Origin of the sequence: Paenibacillus sp. MZ04-78.2 (assembly GCF_024213375.1) — a bacterium.
Classification (GTDB): Bacteria; Bacillota; Bacilli; order Paenibacillales; family NBRC-103111; genus Paenibacillus_G.
The window spans coordinates 38,720-60,019 of the sequence record NZ_JANAVJ010000002.1 but is presented as its reverse complement, the minus strand read 5'-3'; the positions used below and the strand labels follow the sequence as shown (position 1 = coordinate 60,019).

Sequence of the window (21,300 nt, the reverse complement as noted above, 5' to 3'; positions counted from 1 at the left end):
CGTAGCCGGAAGAACTGCATGTTTTTTTTCATACGTCAGGACGATTCCGAGTCCTGGGCTAACGCGGCGACAATTTCAGCGGTAGGCCGGTTTCCTCTTGCCGCATACCGGATCGTGCCGTCCCGGCCGATCACATAGACGATGCGCTGCTGCCCAAGCAGACCGAATAACGTCTGGCCCACATCGTACAGTTGGCGGATCGTCTCCCCGGAATCAGTGACAAGCGGAAAATCGTAACCGAACTTTTGCGAGAACTGCCGGTGTTCTTCGAGCGAATCGGGATTGACGCCCAGCACCAGCGCATCATAATCGGCATACTGGGCCTTGGAATCGCGGACGGCGCAAAGCTGCTTCGTGCAGATGGGCGTATTGTCCTTCGGATAAAAAATAAGCACGACCGGCCGTTTGCCCAAATGATCGGCTAACCGGACCGCACCCTGCGTGCTGTCTGCGGCAAATGCCGGAGCCTTGGTCCCGATGGCAAGCAAAGGCTTTCCCCCTCCTATGGATGACGAAGTACATTAGTAGTATTGTAGCGAATGCTCGCATCCGGTTGCAACAAGAAAGCGGGACCTTGTTTTCCAATGGCGATAATCAACTTAAGCTTGCTTCTTCCGACCGATTTCGGTAGGATGGGGGAGCAGCCCATCCGATTCAAAACGACAAGCAAGCGTTCGCTCTGCTGGACGAGCTGTTGGCGTGTCATTTTGTGCGCAGCCCGGAAGTGCAGGAAGCGACGATCATCTAGAAGAAACGTGCGGGCAACTTAAAAGAAGCAAAGGAGCAGCCAAACGATGAAAATTACGATTATTGCGGGAAGTAACCGTAAAGAGGCTACAAGCACGCAGTTATGCCGGTATATTGCGCGGGTGCTTGAAGAAAAGCATTGTCAGGTTACCCTGTTCGATTTGTATGAAAAGCCGCTGCCGTTTTACAACGGGGACCTCGATCAGACGGATGCCAATATCGTCGAACTGAGGCAGCGTCTGCTGGAAGCCGACGGCATCGTGCTGGCGACGCCGGAATACCACGGGAGCGTATCGGGCGTCCTGAAGAACGCACTCGATTTTACCGGCTTCGACTATTTCGACGGCAAGGTGACGCTGTCAGTCAGCTCGGCTGGAGGAGCCGTCGGCGTCAGCTCGCTGCAGCAGCTACAGACGATCGTCCGCAACGTTCACGGCATTAACTGCCCGGAATGGATCTCCATCGGCGGAGCGCAGCGCAGCTTTACGCCAGAGGGCGAGCCGGAAGATGACAAGACTCGGGAGCGCGTGCAGCGCACGGTCGGCTATTTCGCTCAGATGGTTTCGACGTTTCGGAAATAATCGAGAATGAAAGGGGAGTGAGATCGCCGTGGCGGCGATATTGCACAACGACTGGGCCCCTTTGCTGGAAGACCAGTTTCAGGCGCCTTATTATCACCGGCTTAGACCGTTTTTGAAGCAGGAGTATGCCACGCGTACGGTATACCCGGATATGCACGATATTTTCAATGCCCTTCATTATACTTCTTATGCGGATACCAAAGTGGTCATACTCGGACAAGACCCGTATCATGGCCCGGGACAAGCTCACGGCCTCAGTTTCTCGGTCAAGCCTGGTATCCCGGCACCGCCTTCATTGCAAAACATGTTCAAGGAGCTGCAAAGCGACCTTGGCTGCTCGATCCCGGACAACGGCTGCCTGGTGCCTTGGGCCGAGCAGGGTGTGCTGCTGCTGAACACGGTGCTTACCGTGCGCCAGGGCGAAGCGCATTCGCACAAAGGGCAAGGCTGGGAGACGTTCACCGACCGTATCATTTCGCTGTTGAACGAGCGGGAGAAGCCGATCGTGTTCGTGCTCTGGGGAAGCCCGGCCCAGCAAAAAATGCAGCTGATTACCGAGCGGCGCCACTGCATCGTGCGGTCCGTTCATCCGAGCCCGCTATCGGCGCATCGCGGCTTTTTCGGCAGCCGGCCATTCTCGCAGGTCAACGATTTTCTGCGAAGCATCGGCAACGCGGAGATCGACTGGCAGCTCCCGAATCTGGGCGTGCGAAGCCGCAGCAGCGGTACGGCCTGACCTTTTTTACAAATGTAAAAGCCCGCTCCTTTCGATGAAAGGAAGCGGGCTTTCCACTTATCTCGCAGGTAAGGTTTTTTATTTGTAATCGACGTTCGACGTGTATGTATTCACGGCGTTCCATAGCAGAAACTCTTCGATGCCGTTATCTTTCAGCGCACGCACCTGGTCTTCGATCTCTTTTTTGCCGTAACGAATGTGACCGGGTACCCATGTGGCAGTGAAGTCTTGAATCCAAGGCCGGACGACCGGCTTCAGGGCCTGAAGCGGATCGAGCTTCTTGGTGGTATCCTTCATGGCTCCATTGATCGTTACGTATGGCGCGGCATCCGGCACCTTGGCGCCGTACCAACCATTCGAATAATGGCTCGGATAAATCATCGGGCAGATGACGTCGACGTTCTGGGAAATCTTCTGGAAATCTTGGCCGATGCCTTCGGCGGTCGGTACGGATGCGGCATAGCCGAAGATGTCAACCGATACCCGAACACCCAAGGGGCTGAGCTGCTCACGCGCGTACTTCACGAATTCGGCAACGGCTTCGATACGGGAACGCTCGTCTTTATCGTACTTCAGCGTATCGGCCCGCTTCTCGAAGCCTTCCGGGAACCGGACGTAATCGAACTGGATTTCCTTAAAGCCTGCCTTGGCCGCTTCTTTCGCAATCGCGATATTGTAGTCCCATACTTCTTTCTTGTATGGATTCACGAAGCTTTCCGGCGGATTTTTACTATTACCCCAGACGGAGCCGTCCGGATTCGCAAAAGACAGATCCGGTCGTTTTTTTGCCAGTATGGTGTCTTTGAAGACGACGATGCGGGCAATCGGGTATACCTGGTGCTCCTGCAGTGTACTCATCAGCTTCGGCATGTCAGTAATAATTTTTTGCGTCGTCTCCATCGCGTTCAGTTCCGGATTGCCGGTATCGTACGTTATGTACCCCCAATCGTCCTTCAGGTCGATGACCATCGAATTCAACTCGGTGTCGTCCATCAGCTTCAGCAGCGTGTTCATCCGCGAGCCGCCTGCGCTGTGCGCCGTGACGTATACGCCTTTGACCTTCGGCGCATCTTTCTGCGGGTCCTTCTTGTCCACCGGAGTCAGCCGGTCGAACAGATTCCCTCCGGGGGAAGGCAACTGGGCGACGGCGGTTTTGGAATTGATCGAAGCTTGGGCCACTTGCTCGAACGTCGCATCGGGATGATCGGCGCTGACGCCCCCCCAGGCCATGAGGAACGCGGCCAATAAAAGTTCCATGGATAAGTCTCTCCTTGCTAGTTTGATATCTATCATTATAATAAAAGAGTCGACAATTCGATAGAGAGCTCTGATAGATTTTAAACGACATATCAAAAAAGGACCGGTACCGGATGAACAAACAAATCTGGACGCTGCGGGGTCTGAACTTTTCATACTATGCAACCACCGCCGTCCTCCTGCCGTTTCTGCCCATTTACTTCGAAGGAAAAGGTTACTCTTCCTCGCAGATCGGACTGCTTATGATGATCGGGCCGTTTGTGACGATCTTCGCCCAGCCGATCTGGGGCTATTTGAGCGACCGCTACCGGACGCTGAAGACGATCATCTTTGGCCTGTGGGTTATGACGGTATTGTCGAGCATCGGCATTTTCGAGACGAGCGGGTACACCCTTGCGCTGCTCTTTATGCTGCTGCTGTACTTCTTTATGCAATCGTCGGTGCCGCTGCTCGATACGGTGACGATTAAATCCGCGCTGCAAGCCGGGAAAAGCTATGGATCGATCCGGATGTGGGGCTCGATGGGATTTACGCTGTTGGCGCTATCGTCCGGTTATGTATTGGCCGCTTTGGGCGGAATGAACAGCATTCCTTATGTATATTGGAGCATCTGGGCGCTGCCTTTCGTATTGCTCGTGTTTCTTAAAGACGAGAAAGGAACCGGGGAGCGCATTTCTCTTAAGGCGCTGGGCAGCTTGTTCGGAAACAAGCGCTTCTTATGGTTTCTGCTGCTGATCTTCGTGCTCATGGTGCCGCACCGGATGAACGACGGGCTGTTCGTCCTGTACTTGAAAGATTTGGGGGCCACGGATTCGATGGCCGGATGGGCTTGGGCGCTTGCGGCAGGGGCGGAAATTCCGACCTTCGCGCTGCTCGGCCGCTATATGCACCGGTTTCACGAGCTGGCACTGCTGGGGATCGTGGCGGTGCTGTACACGATTCGCTGGCTGTTGTACGGCTGGATATCGGACCCGTTCGTCTTGATGTTACTTCAAGCGACGCACTGCATGACGTTCGCCGCCTTTTGGATCGTTTCGGTCCAATACGTTGTCCGGCTTGTGCCGCAGGAGCTGCAATCGACGGGGCAATCGATGCTTTCCATGGTGTTTCTGGGGCTTGCGGGCATTGCCGGGGGTTTGGTCGGAGGCTGGATCAAGGATGAATGGGGCGGCTCGACCATGTATTACATGGGAGCGGGGATGGCTTGTATCGCAGCGGTGCTGCTGCTCGGCACGCATGCGTATTACCGCAAAAAAAACCATCCGGCCTGATGGGGCGGATGGTTTCATCGGTATGGAATTATTTATTCGTTGTCGGCTGAACAGGTTCGCTTACGGATGAAGCTGCAGGAGCCGCCAATTCTTTCTTCGGCGCTTCGGGTTGTGGAGGATTATCGTCAGAACGTCCACCGTTGCCTGAAGTTGCATCTTTAAATTCGCGGAACATTTTGCCGAAACCGCGTCCGAGTTCCGGAAGCTTGTTCGGTCCGAATAAAAGCAGAGCGACGAGAGCGATCAAAATGATGTGCCAAGGGGAAAAGGCTCCCATAGTTAAGTACACCTCCGAAATGGTATGATCTAAGCATACCATTTATTTAAATGTACTATAACACATTTTTGTTACAAAAAGACAACGATTTTAGGACAATCCTAAAAAAATTTAGTTTCACTCCTTCAATGAAGGAAGGCGTCCTTTTGATGTTCCGAAATGCTGTATTGAATAATTTCCATGGCATCCTCTGTTTCGAGAGCTTCCAGCCCGTTGCGCAGCACGATCTCCGATTCGAGCTCGCGCTTCTTAAGGAAAGGATATAATTCCGGCGTCAGCCTCATGACAATGGTTTCCAATTTTACGGTTTCCACAAGCATCACCCTTCCCGTCATCTGTTGTTTAGAGATCAGGACTTACGAGTAATTCAGGTTAAGCCTTGGAAAAACGGTATGAAATTACCCTTCCAGTATAGCATATTTCTGAAGTTCTATGTACCGGAAATTTTGCTTAATTACTGGGTTCGCTCCGGTCGGAACGGCGGAACAAACCCATGACGCCTACGGTCTCGGTAATGTTGACGAAAGCCTGCGGGTCCCATTGGCGAACCAGGGTTTGCAGCTCGTTCAATTCGTAGCGTGTCGTCACCGTCATCAGCATATGCTGCGACTCCTTCGTATATGCTCCTTCGGTATCGATGACCGTGACGCCGCGCTTGAGCTTCTGCATTTTCTTCAGGAGCAAATCCTTTTTCTTGGTGATGATGAAGACGGTTACTTTTAAGTGCCGGATATGAATCGTATCGATGATTTTGCCTGTTATGAACATGGACAACATAGAGTATAAGGCCAGATCCCAATTGTTTTTAAAAAAGCCGAGCGCTACGATGACTATGCCGTTCAGACCGAACAGAAACGTGCCGAGCGAAAAATCCCGCTTGCGCGTGAGGATAGAACCGATAATGTCAAAACCGCCGGTTGACCCGCCCGCCCGCATCGAAATGCCGGTTCCGATCCCGACCAGCACGCCCCCGGCAACGGAAGACATAATTAAATCTTTGCTGGCGGTCGTCAAAGGGATCAGCTGCATGAACCAAGTGGTCAATACAACCGAGACGACGCTCAAAATAATGAATTTGCGCCCGAGCGTCAGCAACCCCCAGATCAGCAGCGGCGCATTAAAGATAAGAAACAAGAGCGAAATGTTCCAATTCGTAAAATAACCGACCAGCATGGATACGCCGGAAATGCCGCCGCTGAGCAATTGATGGGGAATCAAGAACAGGTTGAAGCTCGACGCGATCAGAGCCGAGCCGAGAATGCAGGCGACGAAAGAACCGATCCAGGAACGTTGAAACTGAAACATGAATGCACCTCCCGCATACTTTTAGTATGAAGCGTTTTTACGGTTTTGAACCCCGAAAGCTGAAAAAGAGCCAAGCTTCCCTTGGCTAAGGGAAAGCTTGGCGATCTTATTTGCGCTTGAACGATCCTGAGCGCGAGCCGGTGCTTGGTTTCGAGGAACCGGAAGGCGTCTTATATGTCGGTTTGGAGCCGTCGTTCTTTCTGGCCGAATCTCCTACGGTCGGTTTATTATTCGGCGGTGTCGTGGTCTGCGGATTCGACGGCGTCGTGGTAAAGCTTCCCTTGCGGCCGGACGTCGAAGGCTGCGGCTTGGTCGTCGAGTCTGTCGACCCCGGATAAGGGGTGGACTGGTACTTGCCGTAATCGTTATAACGTTTGCTCGACGTGTACCCCTTGTAATCGGAGTCCGAACCGCGGCTGTTGTTGTTGAACCATCCGCCTCCGAACAGGGATTGCAGCAGTGTTGCCGCAACGTAACCCTGCAGGAACGAGGAATTGTAGTTTTCTTTGGCGTATTGGATGGAGTCGACCTCGACCAAGATGTTCCCTTCGGTATTCGTGTCCTTCTGTACGTTGATGATTTTATTATCGTAAACGAGGAACATCCGTTCTTCCGAATCTTTGCTCATTTCGGTCGGCTTTTCCTTGTTTGCAATTTCTTTGGCGACGGTTGGCACGTTTTTTCCGGCGACGGAATAAATTTTGGCCGTGCTCTTGCCTTGCCCTTGAACGTCAATTAACGAATAGTTGTCTTTAATATAGTTGCCGGCGTCGCCGCAGGCGGCCAGCAACGTGAATACCAGCAGGATGGCAATCCATTTGGACAATTTGTTGATCATGCGGCGGTCACCTCCGTTCCAAGCTGTTTAAGAACTCGATTATGAAAATGAAGACTGGCGGTCATCGGGAACCCTTCATAAATTTAATTTGTCCCGACGGCGTCGGGGTGCCCTCCATAGCGACATATTTCCCGTCCTGCCATTGCAGGAAGAAATAACGGCTCTCCGAGCCGAAATAGCGCCAGAACATGACCTCGTCTCCCGCGCGGAAATCGGTATTGCCCTCGACCCGCACCGTATCCGTCCGGTTATGCTCCATGTGGTACGTGACTTCGCCGCCGACGTCGAGCACGGACGGCACGTCGTTCGGATCGTCAAGCGAGCCTTCCACGAATTCGCATAAAAAACATTCGTACGTGCGTCCTTTTTCCACAAGCAGACATGATATATGCTTGCCGTTTTGCAGATAATATGCAAAGCGGTGCGGCGCAAAGCCGCGGTCAAAATAAACGGCCTTGCCGGATACGACATATTCTTCGAGGTCTACGTTAAGAATATCGCCGACCATCGTTTCCTCCAGCGGGTTCGATGGCTTCACTTCCGGTTCCGGATTGTTGCTCTTCAGAATTGAACCGACTCTTTTCCAAATGGACATGGGTATTTCGCTCCTTTTCAGAATCGACGAGTATATTTATTATATACGATATTCGGCGATTTTGGGTTTCAAGTTTGAACAATTCTGGAATATGGCTTCAGGGTATGCTATACTACTAAAGATATTCTTAAGTACGGCCTTGACTGTTCATTTTGACACGGCTTGGAAGGTGTTTCATGAAGAGATTAAAAATAGAAGATAGGAGCGCACTTAAGGGTATAGACAAAAGAACCCTAGAACAAAGGAGATTGAAATATTTGAAAACTTTTAGTGAATTCGGCTTAGAGCCAAAGGTACTTCGCGCAATTACGGAAATGGGCTTCGAGGAGTCGACGCCGATCCAGGAAAAAGCCATTCCGGTAGCGATGGAGGGACGTGACCTTATCGGCCAAGCGCAAACGGGAACGGGGAAAACCGCGGCATTCGGCATTCCGCTCATCAACAAAATCGACATTAAGGAAGAGCGTATCGTCGCTTTGATCATGTGCCCCACACGTGAATTGGCAATCCAGGTAGCGGAAGAGATTGAGAAGCTGGGACGCTTCAAGGGCATTCGCTCCCTGCCGATTTACGGCGGTCAAGATATCGTAAAACAAATTCGCGCGCTGCGTAAAAAGCCGCAAATCATCATCGGCACGCCGGGCCGTCTGCTTGATCACATCAACCGCAAAACGATTAAGCTGGACGACGTGCGAACCGTCATTTTGGACGAGGCTGACGAAATGCTCGACATGGGCTTCATGGATGACATCCAATCGATCCTGAAGCTCGTACCGGATGAGCGCCAAACGATGCTGTTCTCGGCGACGATGCCGATTAACATCCAAAAGTTGGCTCAGCAGTTTTTGACCAACCCGGAGCATGTCTCTGTTATTCCGAAGCAAGTCAGCGCACCGCTGATCGATCAATCCTACATCGAGCTTCACGAACGCCAGAAATTCGAAGCGCTCTGCCGCTTGATCGACATGGAAGCGCCGGATCTTGCGATCATCTTCGGCCGGACGAAACGCCGGGTCGACGAGCTCTCCGAAGCATTGCAGAAGCGCGGCTATACTGCAGAAGGTCTGCACGGGGACTTGTCCCAAAATCAGCGTGACAACGTGATGCGCAAGTTCCGCGACGGAAGCATCGACGTACTCGTTGCAACCGACGTAGCCGCCCGCGGCTTGGACGTATCGGGCGTTACGCACGTCATCAACTTCGACCTGCCGCAGGACCCGGAAAGCTATGTGCACCGTATTGGCCGTACCGGTCGTGCGGGCAAGGAAGGCGCAGCCTTTACGTTCGTTACGCCGCGCGAGATCGACCATCTGCATTTTATCGAAAAAATCACGCGTCACAAAATTTCCCGCAAGCCGATGCCAAGCTTGGCGGAAGCCATCGAAGGCAAGCAAAAACTGACGGCAGAGCGCGTGCTGGAAGCGATGCAAAGCGAAGACCACAATCAATTTAAAGGTCTTGCGATTTCCCTGCTGGAGCAGCATGATTCCGTGCATCTTCTGGCTGCGGCGTTCAAGCTGCTTACCGGGGAGAAGAAAGACATCGAAATCGAGTTGACACCGGAAGATCCGATCCGTGCGAAGAAAAGAAGACCGGACATCCGCAGCAACGGACGCAGACCGTCGGGCTCTTACGGCACGGCTGGCGGCGCACGCCGCAACGATCGTCCTTACGGCGGCGACCGTGGCGGAGACCGCAACCGTCGCGACGGCGGCGGATACCGCGACGGCGGACGTGACCGCGACTACCGCGGCCGTTCGGACCGTGACAATCGCGGAGGGTACTCCCGTTCCTCCAACCGCTCGAACGAAGAAACACTCGTGTAATAAGCAAGAAGCAAGCGCGCCAACTTTGGCAGGCTTGCTTCTTTTTTCATGGAAAGAAAAAGGCAGGCCATGTATGAATTCACACATGCCTATCATTTCTTATTTAACGCGCGATTAGATAAATAAGCTGCGGCTAACGATGACCAGCAGAATAAACAGAACCAAAATAACAGCAATGGAAGTCCCAAATCCTCCTGCGAAACCACCCATAGTGACCAGCCTCCTTCCAGTATTTTACCACCAGAAACAGCGTTATTCTGACGAATAACGGTTCTCATGTGCAAGTAGAGCTCCTCGGCATCCGGGGGCTAATTGCGGTTGGTACTCTAGCATATGCTCTTTACAGCAATATGTATGGACGGCTACCTAGATGAAATGAAATAGGCTATAATAAAGCATATAGATGAAGGAGGGCATAGGATTTGGAATTTCGAGGAATCATGGGTGGGTTTTACCGTATTTCCGAATGGATCATGAGGCTATCGGTTATCAACGTGCTGTGGGTCATATGTGCCATTCCTTTCTTTTTCTTGGGGCTCGTTTTTTTGAAGTCCCAAACGGCCGATCAAGCACTGCAAACTCTTTTTTTGATGGCCATTGTCGCGCCATTCACGATCTTTCCGTCGACGACGGCGATGTTCTGCGTCGCTCGCAAGTGGTTGACCGGGGAAGAGGATGCGCCGCTATTCAAGACGTTTTTCCGCGGCTACAAGGATAACTTTGTCCAAAGCTTGCTTGGTGGTCTGATTTATGTTTTTCTTGGCGCCATTTTGTATACGAATTTCCAGTTTTATGGAAATCAAACGGGAGCCTTTGGTATTTTGCGGTTTCTGGTGCTATCGCTTACCGTGCTATTGGTTATTTCGTTGTTTCATTTCTTCTCGATCCTTTCGCACTTGCACATGAAGATTTTGCAAATCGTCAAAAATGCGATGTTAATTACGATCGGGAATCCGGTGCGGTCGCTTACGATGATCATATTGAACGGAATCGTCCTGTACATCAGCTTTATCGTGTTTACGTTCCTGATTCCTTTTTTTATGGGCAGCTTGATCGCAGTCGTATCGTTTTGGCACTTTCACCTGATATTCGGAAAGCTGCAGGAGAAGCAGCAGCAGTTGGCTGAGAAAGAAGCGGAACAACAGCGCCTGCAGACGGAAAATGCCGATGATCCGGAGGCGGCCGAAGCGAACCGCAAGCCGGACAAACCGTAATTTCCTCCGGTTCCAACAAGAAGAGCGGCGAAAAGGTTTACTTTCGCCATGGAGTGGACTATAATAGGAATACAACAAAATCCTGCGATGTGCGTTTCGGTTTTACAGTTGTTTTGAACCAATGACTGTTTCTTGGGAGACCTACATTGAATCGCGGCTGTCATGCCCTCAAAAAGGGACTTCAAAACCGATTCTGCGGACACCCACCTGCGAGAGCGGGTTTGAAACACGAAATCGGACGGCATATGCGGGTTTTTTTGTTGCGTTAAAATGTCAGCGCTCACAATAAAAGAGAGGGATGTTGGAGATGAAGCTCTTTATCGACACAGCCAATGTGGAAGAAATCCGCAAAGCACATGAACTCGGCGTTATCGCCGGTGTTACGACGAACCCGTCGCTCATTGCCAAGGAAGGAAAAGATTTCTTCGAAACGGTGAAGGAAATCATCTCGATCGTCGGAAACCTGCCGATCAGCGCCGAGGTGATCAGCCTTGAAGCTGACGAGATGGTGGAACAGGGTAAAAAACTGGCCGCTCTTGGCGACGGTATTGTCGTAAAAGTTCCTATGACGGAAGAAGGACTGAAAGCGACGAAACGTTTCAGCGAGATGGGTATTAAAACGAACGTCACGCTTATTTTCAGTTCGACGCAAGCATTGCTGGCCGCACACGCCGGAGCTACGTACGTCTCCCCGTTTGTCGGACGTCTCGACGATATTAACCAAATCGGAATGAATTTGATTAAAGAAATCAGCGAAATGTTCAAGGTACATAACATCAGCTCCGAAATTATTACGGCAAGCGTACGCACGACGACTCACGTGATCGACGCGGCCCTCCTCGGAGCCGATATTGCGACCGTTCCATATAAAGTAATTCAACAAATGATCAAGCACCCGTTAACGGATGCGGGCATCGAACGCTTCCTGAAAGACTGGGAAGGCGCCAACCAAAGCGTATTCTAAAAACAAAGCGGAATGGGACAACTTATTTTCGTCTAACGTAAACCAACAGGGCCTGAGCTGCGCATATGCGGCAGCAGGTCCTGTTTTTCTATCTGCACCTGTGGTCGCAAATTTGTCCGCGATTTGAATCATAAACTGGCTTCCATGGTCATATACTGGTAGTAAGGGAATCGCAGAAATCAATTTTGTACAAAATAAGAACGGTTTTATTCGTTAGCTCTTTCTCTTCCCTGCAAACAATGATATGATAAAAGATAGTGTTAACCGGAATAGATTGTCACTTCATTGAGGAGGGAAGGCTTTGCTAAAGCGCACCTTAATCGGTCTCATTCGCAGCCACGAAACAACAGGAGAGAAGGCTAAGGACCCGGCTTTGAAGACCCGATACTATAAAATCTCCAAAGATCAGGCATGGGACGAAGTCGTAAACATGTTCAAGAAGCTAAGCGGCTACAAACTTCTCCACGAAGTCAAGAATGTTGGCGAAATCGTAGTGGAACGGCGCACCATTACCGGCCGCACGCAGGATATTACCCTTACCATGTTCGGCATTAACCCGCTCAAGACGGCGATCGATATTTATTCGGCTTCCCGCGGCTCGCTCGGAGACCTCGGTTCGAACTACAGGACGATCCTTGATATCTATAAGCATATCGACAAGCGGCTGGCCGCTTATAAAATAAACGATTAAAAAAACAGCGAGGAGCTCCGTGGCTGCCCGCTGTTTTTTTGTTTGTCATGACTGACGGTCGGAAACGACATTAAACGAGCTTTTTCACTGCTTCGATCGCAGCTTCGTAGTTCGGGTGCTCTGTCATTTCGCCGAGGTATTCTACGTATTGTACGGTATCGTTCGCATCGATGACGAAGGTGGATCTCATCAGCAATTGCAGTTCGTCAATCAGCACGCCGTACGCTTTGCCGAACGAGCGGCTTTTGTAATCGGACAGCGTTACGACTTTATCGATGCCCGCAGCGCCGCACCAGCGGGATTGCGCGAACGGAAGATCCACACTGATCGTCAGGACAACGACATTGTCGCCAAGTTTGGCAGCTTCTTCATTGAAACGGCGGGTTTGCGCATCGCATACGCCAGTGTCCAAAGAAGGCACCACGCTGATCAGCTTCACTTTGCCGGCATAATCCGCAAGAGATGCGGTTTCGAGCAAGTTTTTGTTGACTGTGAAATCGGGAGCTTTATCACCTGGCTTAACTTCCGTTCCGATGAGGGTAATCGGGTTGCCTTTGAATGCCGCTTTTGCCATGAGTACATGGGCCTCCTTATATGCTTGAGAATGATTGGTATTTCACCAAAATATATTATAAACTTTTATAAGAGAACTTGTCCAATAGCAATGCAGAATTTTAAAGATAAACAGGGGGAAGGAAGAGAATTGGAACTGAGACAGCTGCAGTATTTTGTGAAAGTGGCGCGCAAACAGCATGTAACCCAGGCAGCGGAAGAAATGCATGTGGCGCAATCGGCGGTCAGCCGTCAAATCCATCAACTGGAAGAAGAGCTTGGCGTACAATTGTTTGTGCAGAAGGGCCGCAATCTGCAGCTGACTTCGGTCGGAAAGCTGTTTTTGAGGCGTGTGGAGGGCATCCTGACCGATCTGGATCGCGCGGTGGATGAACTCCACGAATTTCTTGATCCGGAGCGGGGCGAAATTCGGATCGGTTTTCCCCACAGTCTCGGTATTAACTTGCTGCCGACAGTTGTAGCCAGCTTCCGCAAAAATTACCCGAACGTCAAGTTCCGACTGCGTCAAGGGACATACAACAGCTTGATCCGCGACCTCATGAAAGGCGAAATCGATCTGGCTTTCATTTCACCTTTTCCGGAGAAGCATAATCACGTCGTTGGTGAAGTGCTGCTGGAGGAAGCGCTGTACGCCATCGTGCCGGAAGGCCATGCGTTATCGGGGAACGAATCGATTAAGCTGGAGCAGCTCCGGAGCGAATCGTTCGTCATGTTCAGCGAAGAGTATTCGCTTCGCGCGATCGTATTGGAAGCTTGTGCGAAGGCGGGCTTTACACCCAAGATTGGATTTGAAGGGGAAGAGACGGATACGATCCGCGGGCTGGTGGCGGCAGGCATGGGTGTCAGCCTGCTGCCGGAGATGGCGCTGAAGGAAATTAACGAGCTTCAGCCGGCCAAAGTGCGCATTACGGAACCGGTCGTTACGCGCAGCATTGGGCTGATTCGCCGGAACGGCGAAAAGCTTCCGCCCGTGGCGGAAGTGTTCCGCAAATTTTTGATCGACTTTTTCGAGAAAAAGACTGCCCGGGCTTAAATGGTATCTTCATCGACAACCTTGTAGCAGGAGCGTTAATACCGCATGAAAAAAGCCGCCGGATCACTCCATGGAGAAGTGGGTCCGGCGGCTTTCGTGTACAGTGCTGTAACATTAATCGCGGTTGGTGAAAATCATAATGTACTTGATCAGCGAGAGCAGCGAGATCAGTGCAGCAGCTACATAAGTAAGCGCAGCAGCGTTAAGTACCTTGGCTACGCCTCGTTCTTCATCGTTGGTGATAAAGCCTTCGGCAACCATCAAGTCGCGGGCCCGATTGCTGGCGTTAAACTCTACCGGCAAGGTCACAAGCTGGAAGGCGACGGCGGCGGAGAAGAAAATAATCCCCAGCCCAAGCAATCCGGTCCATTGGAACAAAAAGCCTGCGATCAAGAGCAGCGGCGCAATGCCGGAAGCGAAGTTCACGACCGGGAACATCCGGTGGCGGGCAACGAGCATCGGGTAATTCACTTTATGCTGAATGGCGTGACCGACCTCGTGGCAAGCGACCGATACGGCCGAGATGGTGCTCTCGTAGTATACCGGTTCCGACAGTCGCACGGCGCGGGCGATCGGATCGTAGTGGTCCGTCAGCGCACCGGGAATCGGCTCGACCGGAACGTCATACAATCCGTTGGAGTCCAGCATACGGCGGGCCGCTTCGTACCCTGTCATACCGGATTGCACGGTCACTTCGGACCATTTGTTGAACGTTCCTTTGACCCGGAACTGCGCCCAAATGGAAAGTATGAACGCAACGATAATAAGAACATCTAAAGGGTGAAAAAGCATCGATCCATTCCTCCGTTTGTAAATATCGTTTCGATTAGGAAAGAGGGCCTTTACCTAATAGTAACAATAAAGCCTCAATGCATGCAGCCGTGGGCTGCGTGAGAATTTTGTTCAGGTTCTTCAATTGCGAAGGCTTCAGCTTCTCAAGCATCGGTCCGACTTCCTTCGCTTCCTTCTCAAGCTGCTTAAGTAAAAACTGCAGCGATGTCAGCTTATCTGTCACTATTTCATCTTGGCTAACTTTGTTCCATTGCAACAGGCTAGCCTTGATTTCCTCTAAGGTATGCTTCTCCCTCTTCATACTTTCAATACGTTTCAGACGCGCTAAGGTTTCATCACTGTAGTAACGATAATTGGTATCGGATCTTTTCTCCGGTTGAATCAGCCCGAGCTTCGTATAATAATCGATCGTTCTGGGACTGACCTCCGATAAACGGGCCAACTCGCCGATTTTGTATAGCTTCATCTCCCCATCTCATGTCACCTCTTTTTTATATAGATATTGGGTATAGGTGCTCTAGTATTCATGATACTGAATCCAAACCATACAGTCAAACGTTGTGCTTTTACACAGGAAATATGTTAGATTATATTCCGTTAGTTATGGTTCATGAACGAAAATTCTATTGTCAAAACGGGTTCTCGTGTATATAATGACAATATTAATCTCTCGCAACGTTATAAAAACTAACATTAAAGAAGGAAGTGACCGGTTTGGTTAAAAAATTATTGTTATCCGTGGTAATGATGTCAGCTTTGTTGCCTGCAAGCCTCGCATTCGCTGCGGGCGAAGCCACGCCCGCCCAGCTTCAAGGTGCAATCGATGCGGTATGGGTTATGCTGGCAGCGATTCTGGTCATCTTCATGCAAGCTGGCTTTGCGCTGCTGGAAGCGGGTTCCACCCGGATGAAAAACGCCGGCCACGTCGCAGGTAAGACTGTGTTGACTTTCGGTCTTTGCGCGATCGCCTTCTGGGCCGTCGGCTTCGGCTTCGCTTTCGGAGACGGCAACAGCTTCTTCGGGACGACCGGCTTCTTCGTAGACGGGTCGGAGGAGCAAGCCAAAGCGGCTTTCGGTTCGTTATCGGCATCGGACGTACCGATCACTATCAAGTTTCTGTTCCAGTTGGCTTTCGCCGGGGTATCGCTCGCGATTGCCTGGGGCGGTTTTGCCGAACGCGGCAAGCTGGCGGTCTATTTCGTCTTCGGTACGCTGTTCACGGTCGTCATTTATCCGATCGTAGCTCACTGGGTATGGGGCGGAGGCTGGCTCGCTCAAATTGGAATGCAGGATTTTGCGGGCTCCACGGTTGTTCACTTGCAAGGCGCAACGGCTGCGCTTGTCGCCACACTGCTGCTTAAGCCGCGGATCGGTAAATATAATAAGGATAAAACGCCGAATTTGATCCCCGGGCACAACCAGGTTCTCTCGGTTCTCGGTGTGATCATTCTGTGGATCGGCTGGTTCGGCTTCAACCCTGGCTCGACGCTGAGCGCGATGAACGACGGCTTCTTCGGCTACATCGCCTTAACGACGAATCTTGCGGCAGCGGCAGGCGCGGTAGCGGCTATGGTCGTGTCCTGGATGTACTTCGGCAAGGCCGATATTCCAAGTATGCTGAACGGCGTGTTGGCCGCCCTTGTGGCCATTACCGCGGCTTGCGCTTTCGTTACTCCGCGCGACGCCGTCATTATCGGGGCGGTCTCCGGCATCCTGACCTTCTTCACGGCGCTATGGTTTGAAAAAGCGGGCGTCGACGACCCGGTCTACGCCTTCTCCGTTCACGGGATCGCAGGCATTTGGGGGACGTTGTCTACCGGATTTTTCGCAACGCCGGAGTTGGCCGCGAAAGTAGGCGTCGGGAAAGCCGGTTTGTTCTACGGCGGCGGCTTGGAGCAGCTTGGCGTGCAAGCGCTTGGTATTTTCGGCGCTTTCCTGTTCGTCTTGATTTTGTCCTTCGTTATTTTGTACTTGATCAAAGTGACGATCGGCCTTCGGGTAACGGAAGAAGAAGAAATCGTCGGTCTGGATGTATCCGAGCACGGGACTTACGGGTATCCGGAGCAAATGAAGAAAGCGGCGCATGGCAGCACAGTTACTACGGTTTAGAGCGAACAAGCAGAAGGGGATGTCGTCATGGACCGTCTCGCACTTGAAAGATTTCGATGGGAAACGTCCCGGGTCCGGAGCTTACAGAAGCTGAGGGGGCTTCGGGATCAAGTTAACGAGGAGTTCGGGCGGCATCTCCTTTTTGGTGAAGCGCTGGAATGGAACCGGGAGGTCAACGCTTGCCACGATGCGTTAATCCGTCGCGTTATCGCGCTGTCCGAGGAGCGGTTGAAGGAAGAACAGGGAAAAGGCGCACCGCTGCCCTATGCGTTCTTGCTGTTCGGCAGCGGAGGGCGGGGAGAGCAGACGTTGTGGAGCGATCAAGACAACGGCTTGATCTACGCGGACCCTTCATCGGCGGATGAGCGTCTGGAGGCGGAGCGTTACTTCGCCGAATTGGCGGCCCGTATTACGGAAGGCTTGGAAACGGTCGGCTACCCGCCTTGCCACGGGCAAGTCCTATGCACTAACGAGCAATGGCGTAAGCCGCTTCAGGATTACCGTCGGATGGTCAACGATTGGATGCAGGAGCCGGACTGGGAGCGTGTGAGATATTTGTTAATTACGGTCGATGCGCGTACAGTGTACGGGGATGAAGCGTTAGGTCGCGCACTTGTCGAGGAAATCTATCGATATACCGCGGCGTGTCCGGCCATTCTGGAGCACATGCTGCGTAATACGCTGCATCATAAAGTATCGCTTGGTGTGTTCGGACAATTGATCAGGGAACGGTATGGCGAAGATGCCGGCGGAGTCGATGTGAAGTACGGCGCCTACATCCCGATAGTCAATGGAATCCGTTTGCTGGCGTTGGAATCAGGGGTCCGCCGTTCGTCCACGGAGGAGCGAATAAAGGCATTGATCGAAGGCGGACACGTTTCGGAAGAGAACGGCCACGACTGGCTGGAGGCCCTGACGCTGGCATTGAAGCTGCGCTTGATGACTCCTTATCAGATTGAGGAAGGCCGGTATGTGACCCGCGGCAAGTTGACCGCAGACCAGTTGACGAAAGAACGGGTGACGGAGCTGAGGCAGTGTTTTCGCATCGGGGCGGATTTGCAGAAGTATTCAAGAAAAGCATTCACAAGGAGATAGACAAAAGGTTAGGTGATCGCTGATGAAGGATATGCGGCCGACCGGCCGGATGTGGCATCTGTATAAAATGGGCGGGCTCACTCCGGCGATCACGTCGATGTTCGATGCGCAAAGCGCGCAGCAAATAGCCTTTATCCGCTCCATCATGAAGGAACAGCGCAAAAATTCCTTATATGAAATTTCTCTAAGCACGGTGGAACTGGTCGTTTTCGACTTGGAAACGACTGGTTTCTCTCCGTATAATGGGGATGAAATTATTTCATTCGGGGCTGTATCCGTCACGGGGACGGAAATCAAGGAAGAGAGCACCTACTACAGCCTTGTCCATCCGAAGAAAATCATTCCCGAGGAAATCGAAAAGCTAACGGGGATTACGAATGAGATGGTAGCGGATGCGCCGGATTTGCTGCACGCGCTGCGCGGCTTTTTGGAATTCGTCCGGCAGAAGGTGCTGGTCGCTCACGGTTCCGGTCACGACAAGCATTTTTTAAATGCGGCGCTCTGGCGGACGTCCAAAATCAACTTGAGCCACCGTTTGCTCGATACGATGATGATTGCTAAATGGCTTCACCCGAAGCTGAACAGATACGATTTGGACACGCTGCTCGACTTGTACGGCATCGAAGTGACGAAGCGCCATCACGCGCTGGAGGACGCACGGATGACGGCTCATCTGTGGACCAGGCTCATGCGCGAAATCAAGTCGAAGGACGTGCAGACGCTGGGTGATTTGTATGCGCATTTGAGCCATCATTAAAATCATGTTAATCCATAACGATTTCATACGAAATCGCCTCAAGGCTAAAATTTTCCCGCCGCCTTTTCCGAAAGGCGAAGGCATTGACCTCGGGCAAAGACGGATCGCGCAGTGAGACGATCCAGTGGCTGGGGATCGTATGCCATAAGGTAGCCAGGTCTTGATCCGATGGATAAGGAGCGGCGTGAGGATGGGAATGAACGATCCCTACCAGTTCTTGCTTTCCGTTGGCGGCATACAGGGCCCGGACAAGCTCTTGCGGGTGCAGCTCGAAGCTGTGCAGCGGATTTGCCGCGGCGTTGCCGATCGGCACATAGTTTAAGGCCGCTGGAATGCCTGACGTAGACAGACAGCCAAAAAGAAGGCCGCACGCTTCGCGCGGCATTGCTTCCAGGCAGTGGCCGATCATCTCGGACCATGCATGTCGGTGAATTCGAATCTGCAAACGATGCATTGGAAATGGCGCCTTTCGTTGTCTTTTGCGCCATTATACACTATTTGTTCGTATTCCCGCTCCTTTTACCCTCCGATCTTCCCTTGCGGTTTAATGAAGAAGAAGCCAAGAATTAACGTCAGAAGCGACAAAGACGTAACGGTAATGAACACGATTTGATGGGACTTGTCCATCATCCACCCGAACAGCGGAGGGCCGAAGGCGACGCCCAGAAAACGCAGACTGCTGTATAACGACGTGATCATGCCCCGCTGCTCCCGCTCGACGGAGCCGGTAATCATCGTGTTCAAGCAGGGCAGAAGCATGCCGGTCCCAATACTGCTCAGAGTCAGCAGGCCGATAAATACATATATGCTTTTATTGTAGAACAAAATGCATAAACCGAGCGACACGGTCATGAGAACAAGGCCGATATTGATGAGCCACCGCATCAGAGTGCCGTTCTTTTTGATGAGCGAGCCGGTTGTATAGGAAGAGACCACCATGCCGAGCAGCGGAATGGCGAGGACGAGCCCTTTCATCACTCCATCGATATGATAAGGGGCGACCTCCAGAATGTCCGATAAATAAAACAGGACGCCGAATAAGACGAACAAAGCCATGGAGCCGGCAAAAAACGACGTGATGAGCCAGCGCCCCTTTTGCTTCAAAATGGCGCCGATATTCCGCATGTACTCGCCGAGCTTCGGCGGGGCTTGCTCCTTCTTGGGCTCCTTCAGCAGAAACATGACGGCAAGCAAAGATAACAAGCAGAAGAGCGGAAAAGCGAAAAAAGCGGCATACCATACGATTAATGCAAGCAGCGAGCCGAGAATCGGGCTGACCACTTTGCCTGCTCCGTTCGAAGCTTCCGTCAATCCCAGAGCCTTGCTCTCCATTCCTTCCTTATACAAATCTCCGGCCAGCGCCATGGCAATTGGAGCGGTTCCCGCCGCGCCCAGCCCTTGAATCGCCCGTGCAATAATGATCACGGTATATGAATTCCAGAGGGCGCCCAAGCCCGCCAAGATTCCTGCCCCTCCGTAAATAATCAACGAAGGAATCATGATCGCTTTGCGAGAAAACCGGTCGGACAAATACCCGGCGACCGGGATCACGAGACCTGCGGTGACGGAAAACAACGTGATGACCAAGCTGCTCTGGAATTTGGAAATCCCGAGGCGTTCCTGCATATCCGGCAAAATAGGTACAAGCATCGAATTGCCAAGCACCAGTACAAGCGGTACGCTGGCGATGGCGATAAATTCCCAGATGACCCCTTTCGAGCCCTTGTCCGCTGCTTTCGGGCTGTCGCTGCCGGTGGTAGGCTCTTCTTTTGAGGCCGAGTCATCGATATCGCTTTGGAACGTGATCCGCAGCTTTTTCGGTTTTGCTTTCTCCATACGCTATTCAAACCTCCGCTAATAACCAAATCGTAAAGTTAGTGTACCCTTCCATGGAAGGCGCCATGCTTTCCGGCTTTATCCAGCGGAGCGTGCTCGGGTAGTAACGTTTTCCGGCAAATTGGGAATACTGTACCATAAGTATGCCGGAGTATAGACAGGAGAGAGTCACTTGAAGCGAAACTTACTGATTTTTGGATTTGCATTGGCTTTGGCGGGGCTGGCTGTATTTCAGAATGAACGGATCGAGCGGAAGTCGTCGGTCTCGGCTGCGGGCCGGCCGGAAATAAAGTTGGAATCGCCGGTGCCTGCATTTACTCTGAAGGGACTGGATGGGGGAGAATATAAGGTCGGGGGAGCCCGAGAGAAGCCGCTCATGCTTAATTTCTGGGCTTCATGGTGCGGCCCGTGCCGTGAAGAAGCTCCTGCCTTAAAACAGGTGTACGACCGTTACAAAGAACAGTTCGATCTCTATGCGGTTAACGTCACCAGAGGGGATGAGCTGGACGCGGTCCGGCGCTTCGTCAATCAGGCGCAATTTTCGTTCCCGGTGCTGCTGGATACGAGTGGAGAGACGGCTGACGCCTACAGGCTGTTATTCGTCCCGACAAGCTTCCTGATTGACCGGCAAGGGCGCTTGAAGGAAGTCGTTCATGTGCTGCCTCCAGACCAATTGGAGGACAGAATCAAACGGCTCATCGCGAGTTGAATTTGGCATCCGCGCTGTTAGCAAGCCGCTAAATCAAAACAAGCCGCAATGTCTCCGGCTGGGGAGAATTGCGGCTTGTTTTTTACAATAATAG

The 21,300-nt window shown here is 52.0% G+C and carries 26 protein-coding genes and 1 other RNA gene; 14 read left to right on the top strand and 13 right to left on the bottom strand.

Annotated features, from left to right (window positions below):
- Positions 1-35: 35 nt before the first annotated feature.
- Positions 36-488, bottom strand: coding sequence for a peroxiredoxin (locus tag NLX71_RS01910; protein ID WP_254361812.1), 453 nt, complete (start codon positions 486-488; stop codon positions 36-38).
- Positions 489-652: 164 nt separating this feature from the next.
- On the opposite strand from NLX71_RS01910, the gene NLX71_RS26950 reads away from it, so the two are divergent.
- Genes NLX71_RS26950 through NLX71_RS01900 form a run of 3 tightly spaced genes read left to right on the top strand, consistent with a single transcriptional unit; the run spans position 653 to position 2,064 of the window.
- Positions 653-748, top strand: coding sequence for a DUF3906 family protein (locus NLX71_RS26950; RefSeq protein ID WP_375377880.1), 96 nt, complete (start codon positions 653-655; stop codon positions 746-748).
- 46 nt (positions 749-794) lie between these two features.
- Entirely contained in the window at positions 795-1,328 is a 534-nt protein-coding gene (locus NLX71_RS01905; RefSeq protein ID WP_254361811.1) for an NADPH-dependent FMN reductase, read from the top strand.
- Positions 1,329-1,356: 28 nt separating this feature from the next.
- Positions 1,357-2,064: a uracil-DNA glycosylase gene (locus NLX71_RS01900; RefSeq protein ID WP_254361810.1), complete on the top strand. Its 708-nt coding sequence runs from the start codon at positions 1,357-1,359 to the stop codon at positions 2,062-2,064.
- Positions 2,065-2,142: 78 nt separating this feature from the next.
- Here NLX71_RS01900 and NLX71_RS01895 read toward each other — a convergent pair whose 3' ends face one another.
- Positions 2,143-3,321 carry a putative glycoside hydrolase gene (locus NLX71_RS01895; RefSeq protein WP_254361809.1) on the bottom strand — a complete coding sequence of 393 codons (1,179 nt, stop codon included), beginning with the start codon at positions 3,319-3,321 and terminating at the stop codon, positions 2,143-2,145.
- A 113-nt stretch (positions 3,322-3,434) separates the two neighbouring features.
- Between NLX71_RS01895 and NLX71_RS01890 the strand changes: the two genes are divergently transcribed.
- Complete coding sequence (locus NLX71_RS01890) at positions 3,435-4,592, top strand: MFS transporter (protein WP_254361808.1); 1,158 nt, start codon at positions 3,435-3,437, stop codon at positions 4,590-4,592.
- Between the two features lie 28 nt (positions 4,593-4,620).
- Here NLX71_RS01890 and tatA read toward each other — a convergent pair whose 3' ends face one another.
- The 5 genes from tatA to NLX71_RS01865 all read right to left on the bottom strand — a co-directional run bounded on the left by tatA (position 4,621) and on the right by NLX71_RS01865 (position 7,607).
- Positions 4,621-4,869 carry a twin-arginine translocase TatA/TatE family subunit gene (gene tatA, locus NLX71_RS01885; RefSeq protein ID WP_254361807.1) on the bottom strand — a complete coding sequence of 83 codons (249 nt, stop codon included), beginning with the start codon at positions 4,867-4,869 and terminating at the stop codon, positions 4,621-4,623.
- 125 nt (positions 4,870-4,994) lie between these two features.
- Complete coding sequence (locus NLX71_RS01880; RefSeq protein ID WP_254362020.1) at positions 4,995-5,189, bottom strand: hypothetical protein; 195 nt, start codon at positions 5,187-5,189, stop codon at positions 4,995-4,997.
- A gap of 130 nt (positions 5,190-5,319) precedes the next feature.
- Complete coding sequence (locus NLX71_RS01875) at positions 5,320-6,174, bottom strand: YitT family protein (RefSeq protein WP_254361806.1); 855 nt, start codon at positions 6,172-6,174, stop codon at positions 5,320-5,322.
- Positions 6,175-6,280: 106 nt separating this feature from the next.
- Positions 6,281-7,012, bottom strand: a complete 732-nt coding sequence (locus NLX71_RS01870; RefSeq protein ID WP_254361805.1) for a DUF4247 domain-containing protein — start codon at positions 7,010-7,012, stop codon at positions 6,281-6,283.
- Positions 7,013-7,073: 61 nt separating this feature from the next.
- The gene (locus tag NLX71_RS01865) at positions 7,074-7,607 is read right to left on the bottom strand and encodes a DUF4178 domain-containing protein (protein ID WP_254361804.1); all 534 of its coding nucleotides are present in this window, start codon (positions 7,605-7,607) and stop codon (positions 7,074-7,076) included.
- Positions 7,608-7,864: 257 nt separating this feature from the next.
- On the opposite strand from NLX71_RS01865, the gene cshA reads away from it, so the two are divergent.
- A complete protein-coding gene (gene cshA / locus NLX71_RS01860) occupies positions 7,865-9,433 on the top strand; it encodes a degradosome RNA helicase CshA (RefSeq protein ID WP_254361803.1) in 1,569 nt (522 codons plus the stop codon).
- 114 nt (positions 9,434-9,547) lie between these two features.
- On the opposite strand, the gene NLX71_RS01855 is transcribed toward cshA, so the two are convergent.
- Entirely contained in the window at positions 9,548-9,643 is a 96-nt protein-coding gene (locus tag NLX71_RS01855) for a sporulation protein YjcZ (RefSeq protein WP_254361802.1), read from the bottom strand.
- Positions 9,644-9,855: 212 nt separating this feature from the next.
- Between NLX71_RS01855 and NLX71_RS01850 the strand changes: the two genes are divergently transcribed.
- The 4 genes from NLX71_RS01850 (at position 9,856) to NLX71_RS01835 (ending at position 12,302) form a co-directional block, all read left to right on the top strand.
- Positions 9,856-10,647 (top strand): YesL family protein, encoded by a 792-nt coding sequence (locus tag NLX71_RS01850; RefSeq protein ID WP_254361801.1) that lies wholly within the window; start codon positions 9,856-9,858, stop codon positions 10,645-10,647.
- 76 nt (positions 10,648-10,723) lie between these two features.
- A non-coding RNA gene (gene ssrS, locus NLX71_RS01845) (6S RNA) lies at positions 10,724-10,905 on the top strand.
- A 49-nt stretch (positions 10,906-10,954) separates the two neighbouring features.
- Positions 10,955-11,611, top strand: a complete 657-nt coding sequence (gene fsa / locus NLX71_RS01840; protein WP_254361800.1) for a fructose-6-phosphate aldolase — start codon at positions 10,955-10,957, stop codon at positions 11,609-11,611.
- Between the two features lie 301 nt (positions 11,612-11,912).
- Positions 11,913-12,302 carry a DUF1499 domain-containing protein gene (locus NLX71_RS01835; RefSeq protein WP_254361799.1) on the top strand — a complete coding sequence of 130 codons (390 nt, stop codon included), beginning with the start codon at positions 11,913-11,915 and terminating at the stop codon, positions 12,300-12,302.
- A 70-nt stretch (positions 12,303-12,372) separates the two neighbouring features.
- Here the strand turns inward: NLX71_RS01835 and tpx are convergent, their stop codons facing one another.
- The gene (gene tpx / locus NLX71_RS01830) at positions 12,373-12,876 is read right to left on the bottom strand and encodes a thiol peroxidase (RefSeq protein ID WP_254361798.1); all 504 of its coding nucleotides are present in this window, start codon (positions 12,874-12,876) and stop codon (positions 12,373-12,375) included.
- Positions 12,877-13,005: 129 nt separating this feature from the next.
- Between tpx and gltC the strand changes: the two genes are divergently transcribed.
- Positions 13,006-13,908 carry a glutamate biosynthesis transcriptional regulator GltC gene (gene gltC, locus NLX71_RS01825; protein WP_254361797.1) on the top strand — a complete coding sequence of 301 codons (903 nt, stop codon included), beginning with the start codon at positions 13,006-13,008 and terminating at the stop codon, positions 13,906-13,908.
- Positions 13,909-14,022: 114 nt separating this feature from the next.
- On the opposite strand, the gene NLX71_RS01820 is transcribed toward gltC, so the two are convergent.
- Both NLX71_RS01820 and NLX71_RS01815 read right to left on the bottom strand, forming a co-directional pair.
- Positions 14,023-14,700 (bottom strand): zinc metallopeptidase, encoded by a 678-nt coding sequence (locus NLX71_RS01820; RefSeq protein WP_254361796.1) that lies wholly within the window; start codon positions 14,698-14,700, stop codon positions 14,023-14,025.
- Positions 14,701-14,734: 34 nt separating this feature from the next.
- Complete coding sequence (locus tag NLX71_RS01815) at positions 14,735-15,166, bottom strand: helix-turn-helix domain-containing protein (protein ID WP_254361795.1); 432 nt, start codon at positions 15,164-15,166, stop codon at positions 14,735-14,737.
- A gap of 281 nt (positions 15,167-15,447) precedes the next feature.
- On the opposite strand from NLX71_RS01815, the gene NLX71_RS01810 reads away from it, so the two are divergent.
- Genes NLX71_RS01810 through NLX71_RS01800 form a run of 3 tightly spaced genes read left to right on the top strand, consistent with a single transcriptional unit; the run spans position 15,448 to position 18,661 of the window.
- Positions 15,448-16,809, top strand: a complete 1,362-nt coding sequence (locus NLX71_RS01810) for an ammonium transporter (RefSeq protein WP_375377879.1) — start codon at positions 15,448-15,450, stop codon at positions 16,807-16,809.
- Positions 16,810-16,836: 27 nt separating this feature from the next.
- On the top strand, positions 16,837-17,904 hold the full coding sequence (locus NLX71_RS01805; protein ID WP_254361793.1) for a DUF294 nucleotidyltransferase-like domain-containing protein: 1,068 nt from the start codon (positions 16,837-16,839) through the stop codon (positions 17,902-17,904).
- A gap of 22 nt (positions 17,905-17,926) precedes the next feature.
- Positions 17,927-18,661 (top strand): exonuclease domain-containing protein, encoded by a 735-nt coding sequence (locus NLX71_RS01800; protein ID WP_254361792.1) that lies wholly within the window; start codon positions 17,927-17,929, stop codon positions 18,659-18,661.
- Between the two features lie 7 nt (positions 18,662-18,668).
- On the opposite strand, the gene NLX71_RS01795 is transcribed toward NLX71_RS01800, so the two are convergent.
- Both NLX71_RS01795 and NLX71_RS01790 read right to left on the bottom strand, forming a co-directional pair.
- On the bottom strand, positions 18,669-19,115 hold the full coding sequence (locus NLX71_RS01795) for a M67 family metallopeptidase (RefSeq protein WP_254361791.1): 447 nt from the start codon (positions 19,113-19,115) through the stop codon (positions 18,669-18,671).
- Between the two features lie 65 nt (positions 19,116-19,180).
- Positions 19,181-20,497 carry an MFS transporter gene (locus NLX71_RS01790; protein ID WP_254361790.1) on the bottom strand — a complete coding sequence of 439 codons (1,317 nt, stop codon included), beginning with the start codon at positions 20,495-20,497 and terminating at the stop codon, positions 19,181-19,183.
- Between the two features lie 172 nt (positions 20,498-20,669).
- On the opposite strand from NLX71_RS01790, the gene NLX71_RS01785 reads away from it, so the two are divergent.
- Positions 20,670-21,206: a TlpA family protein disulfide reductase gene (locus NLX71_RS01785; protein ID WP_254361789.1), complete on the top strand. Its 537-nt coding sequence runs from the start codon at positions 20,670-20,672 to the stop codon at positions 21,204-21,206.
- Positions 21,207-21,300: the final 94 nt, after the last annotated feature.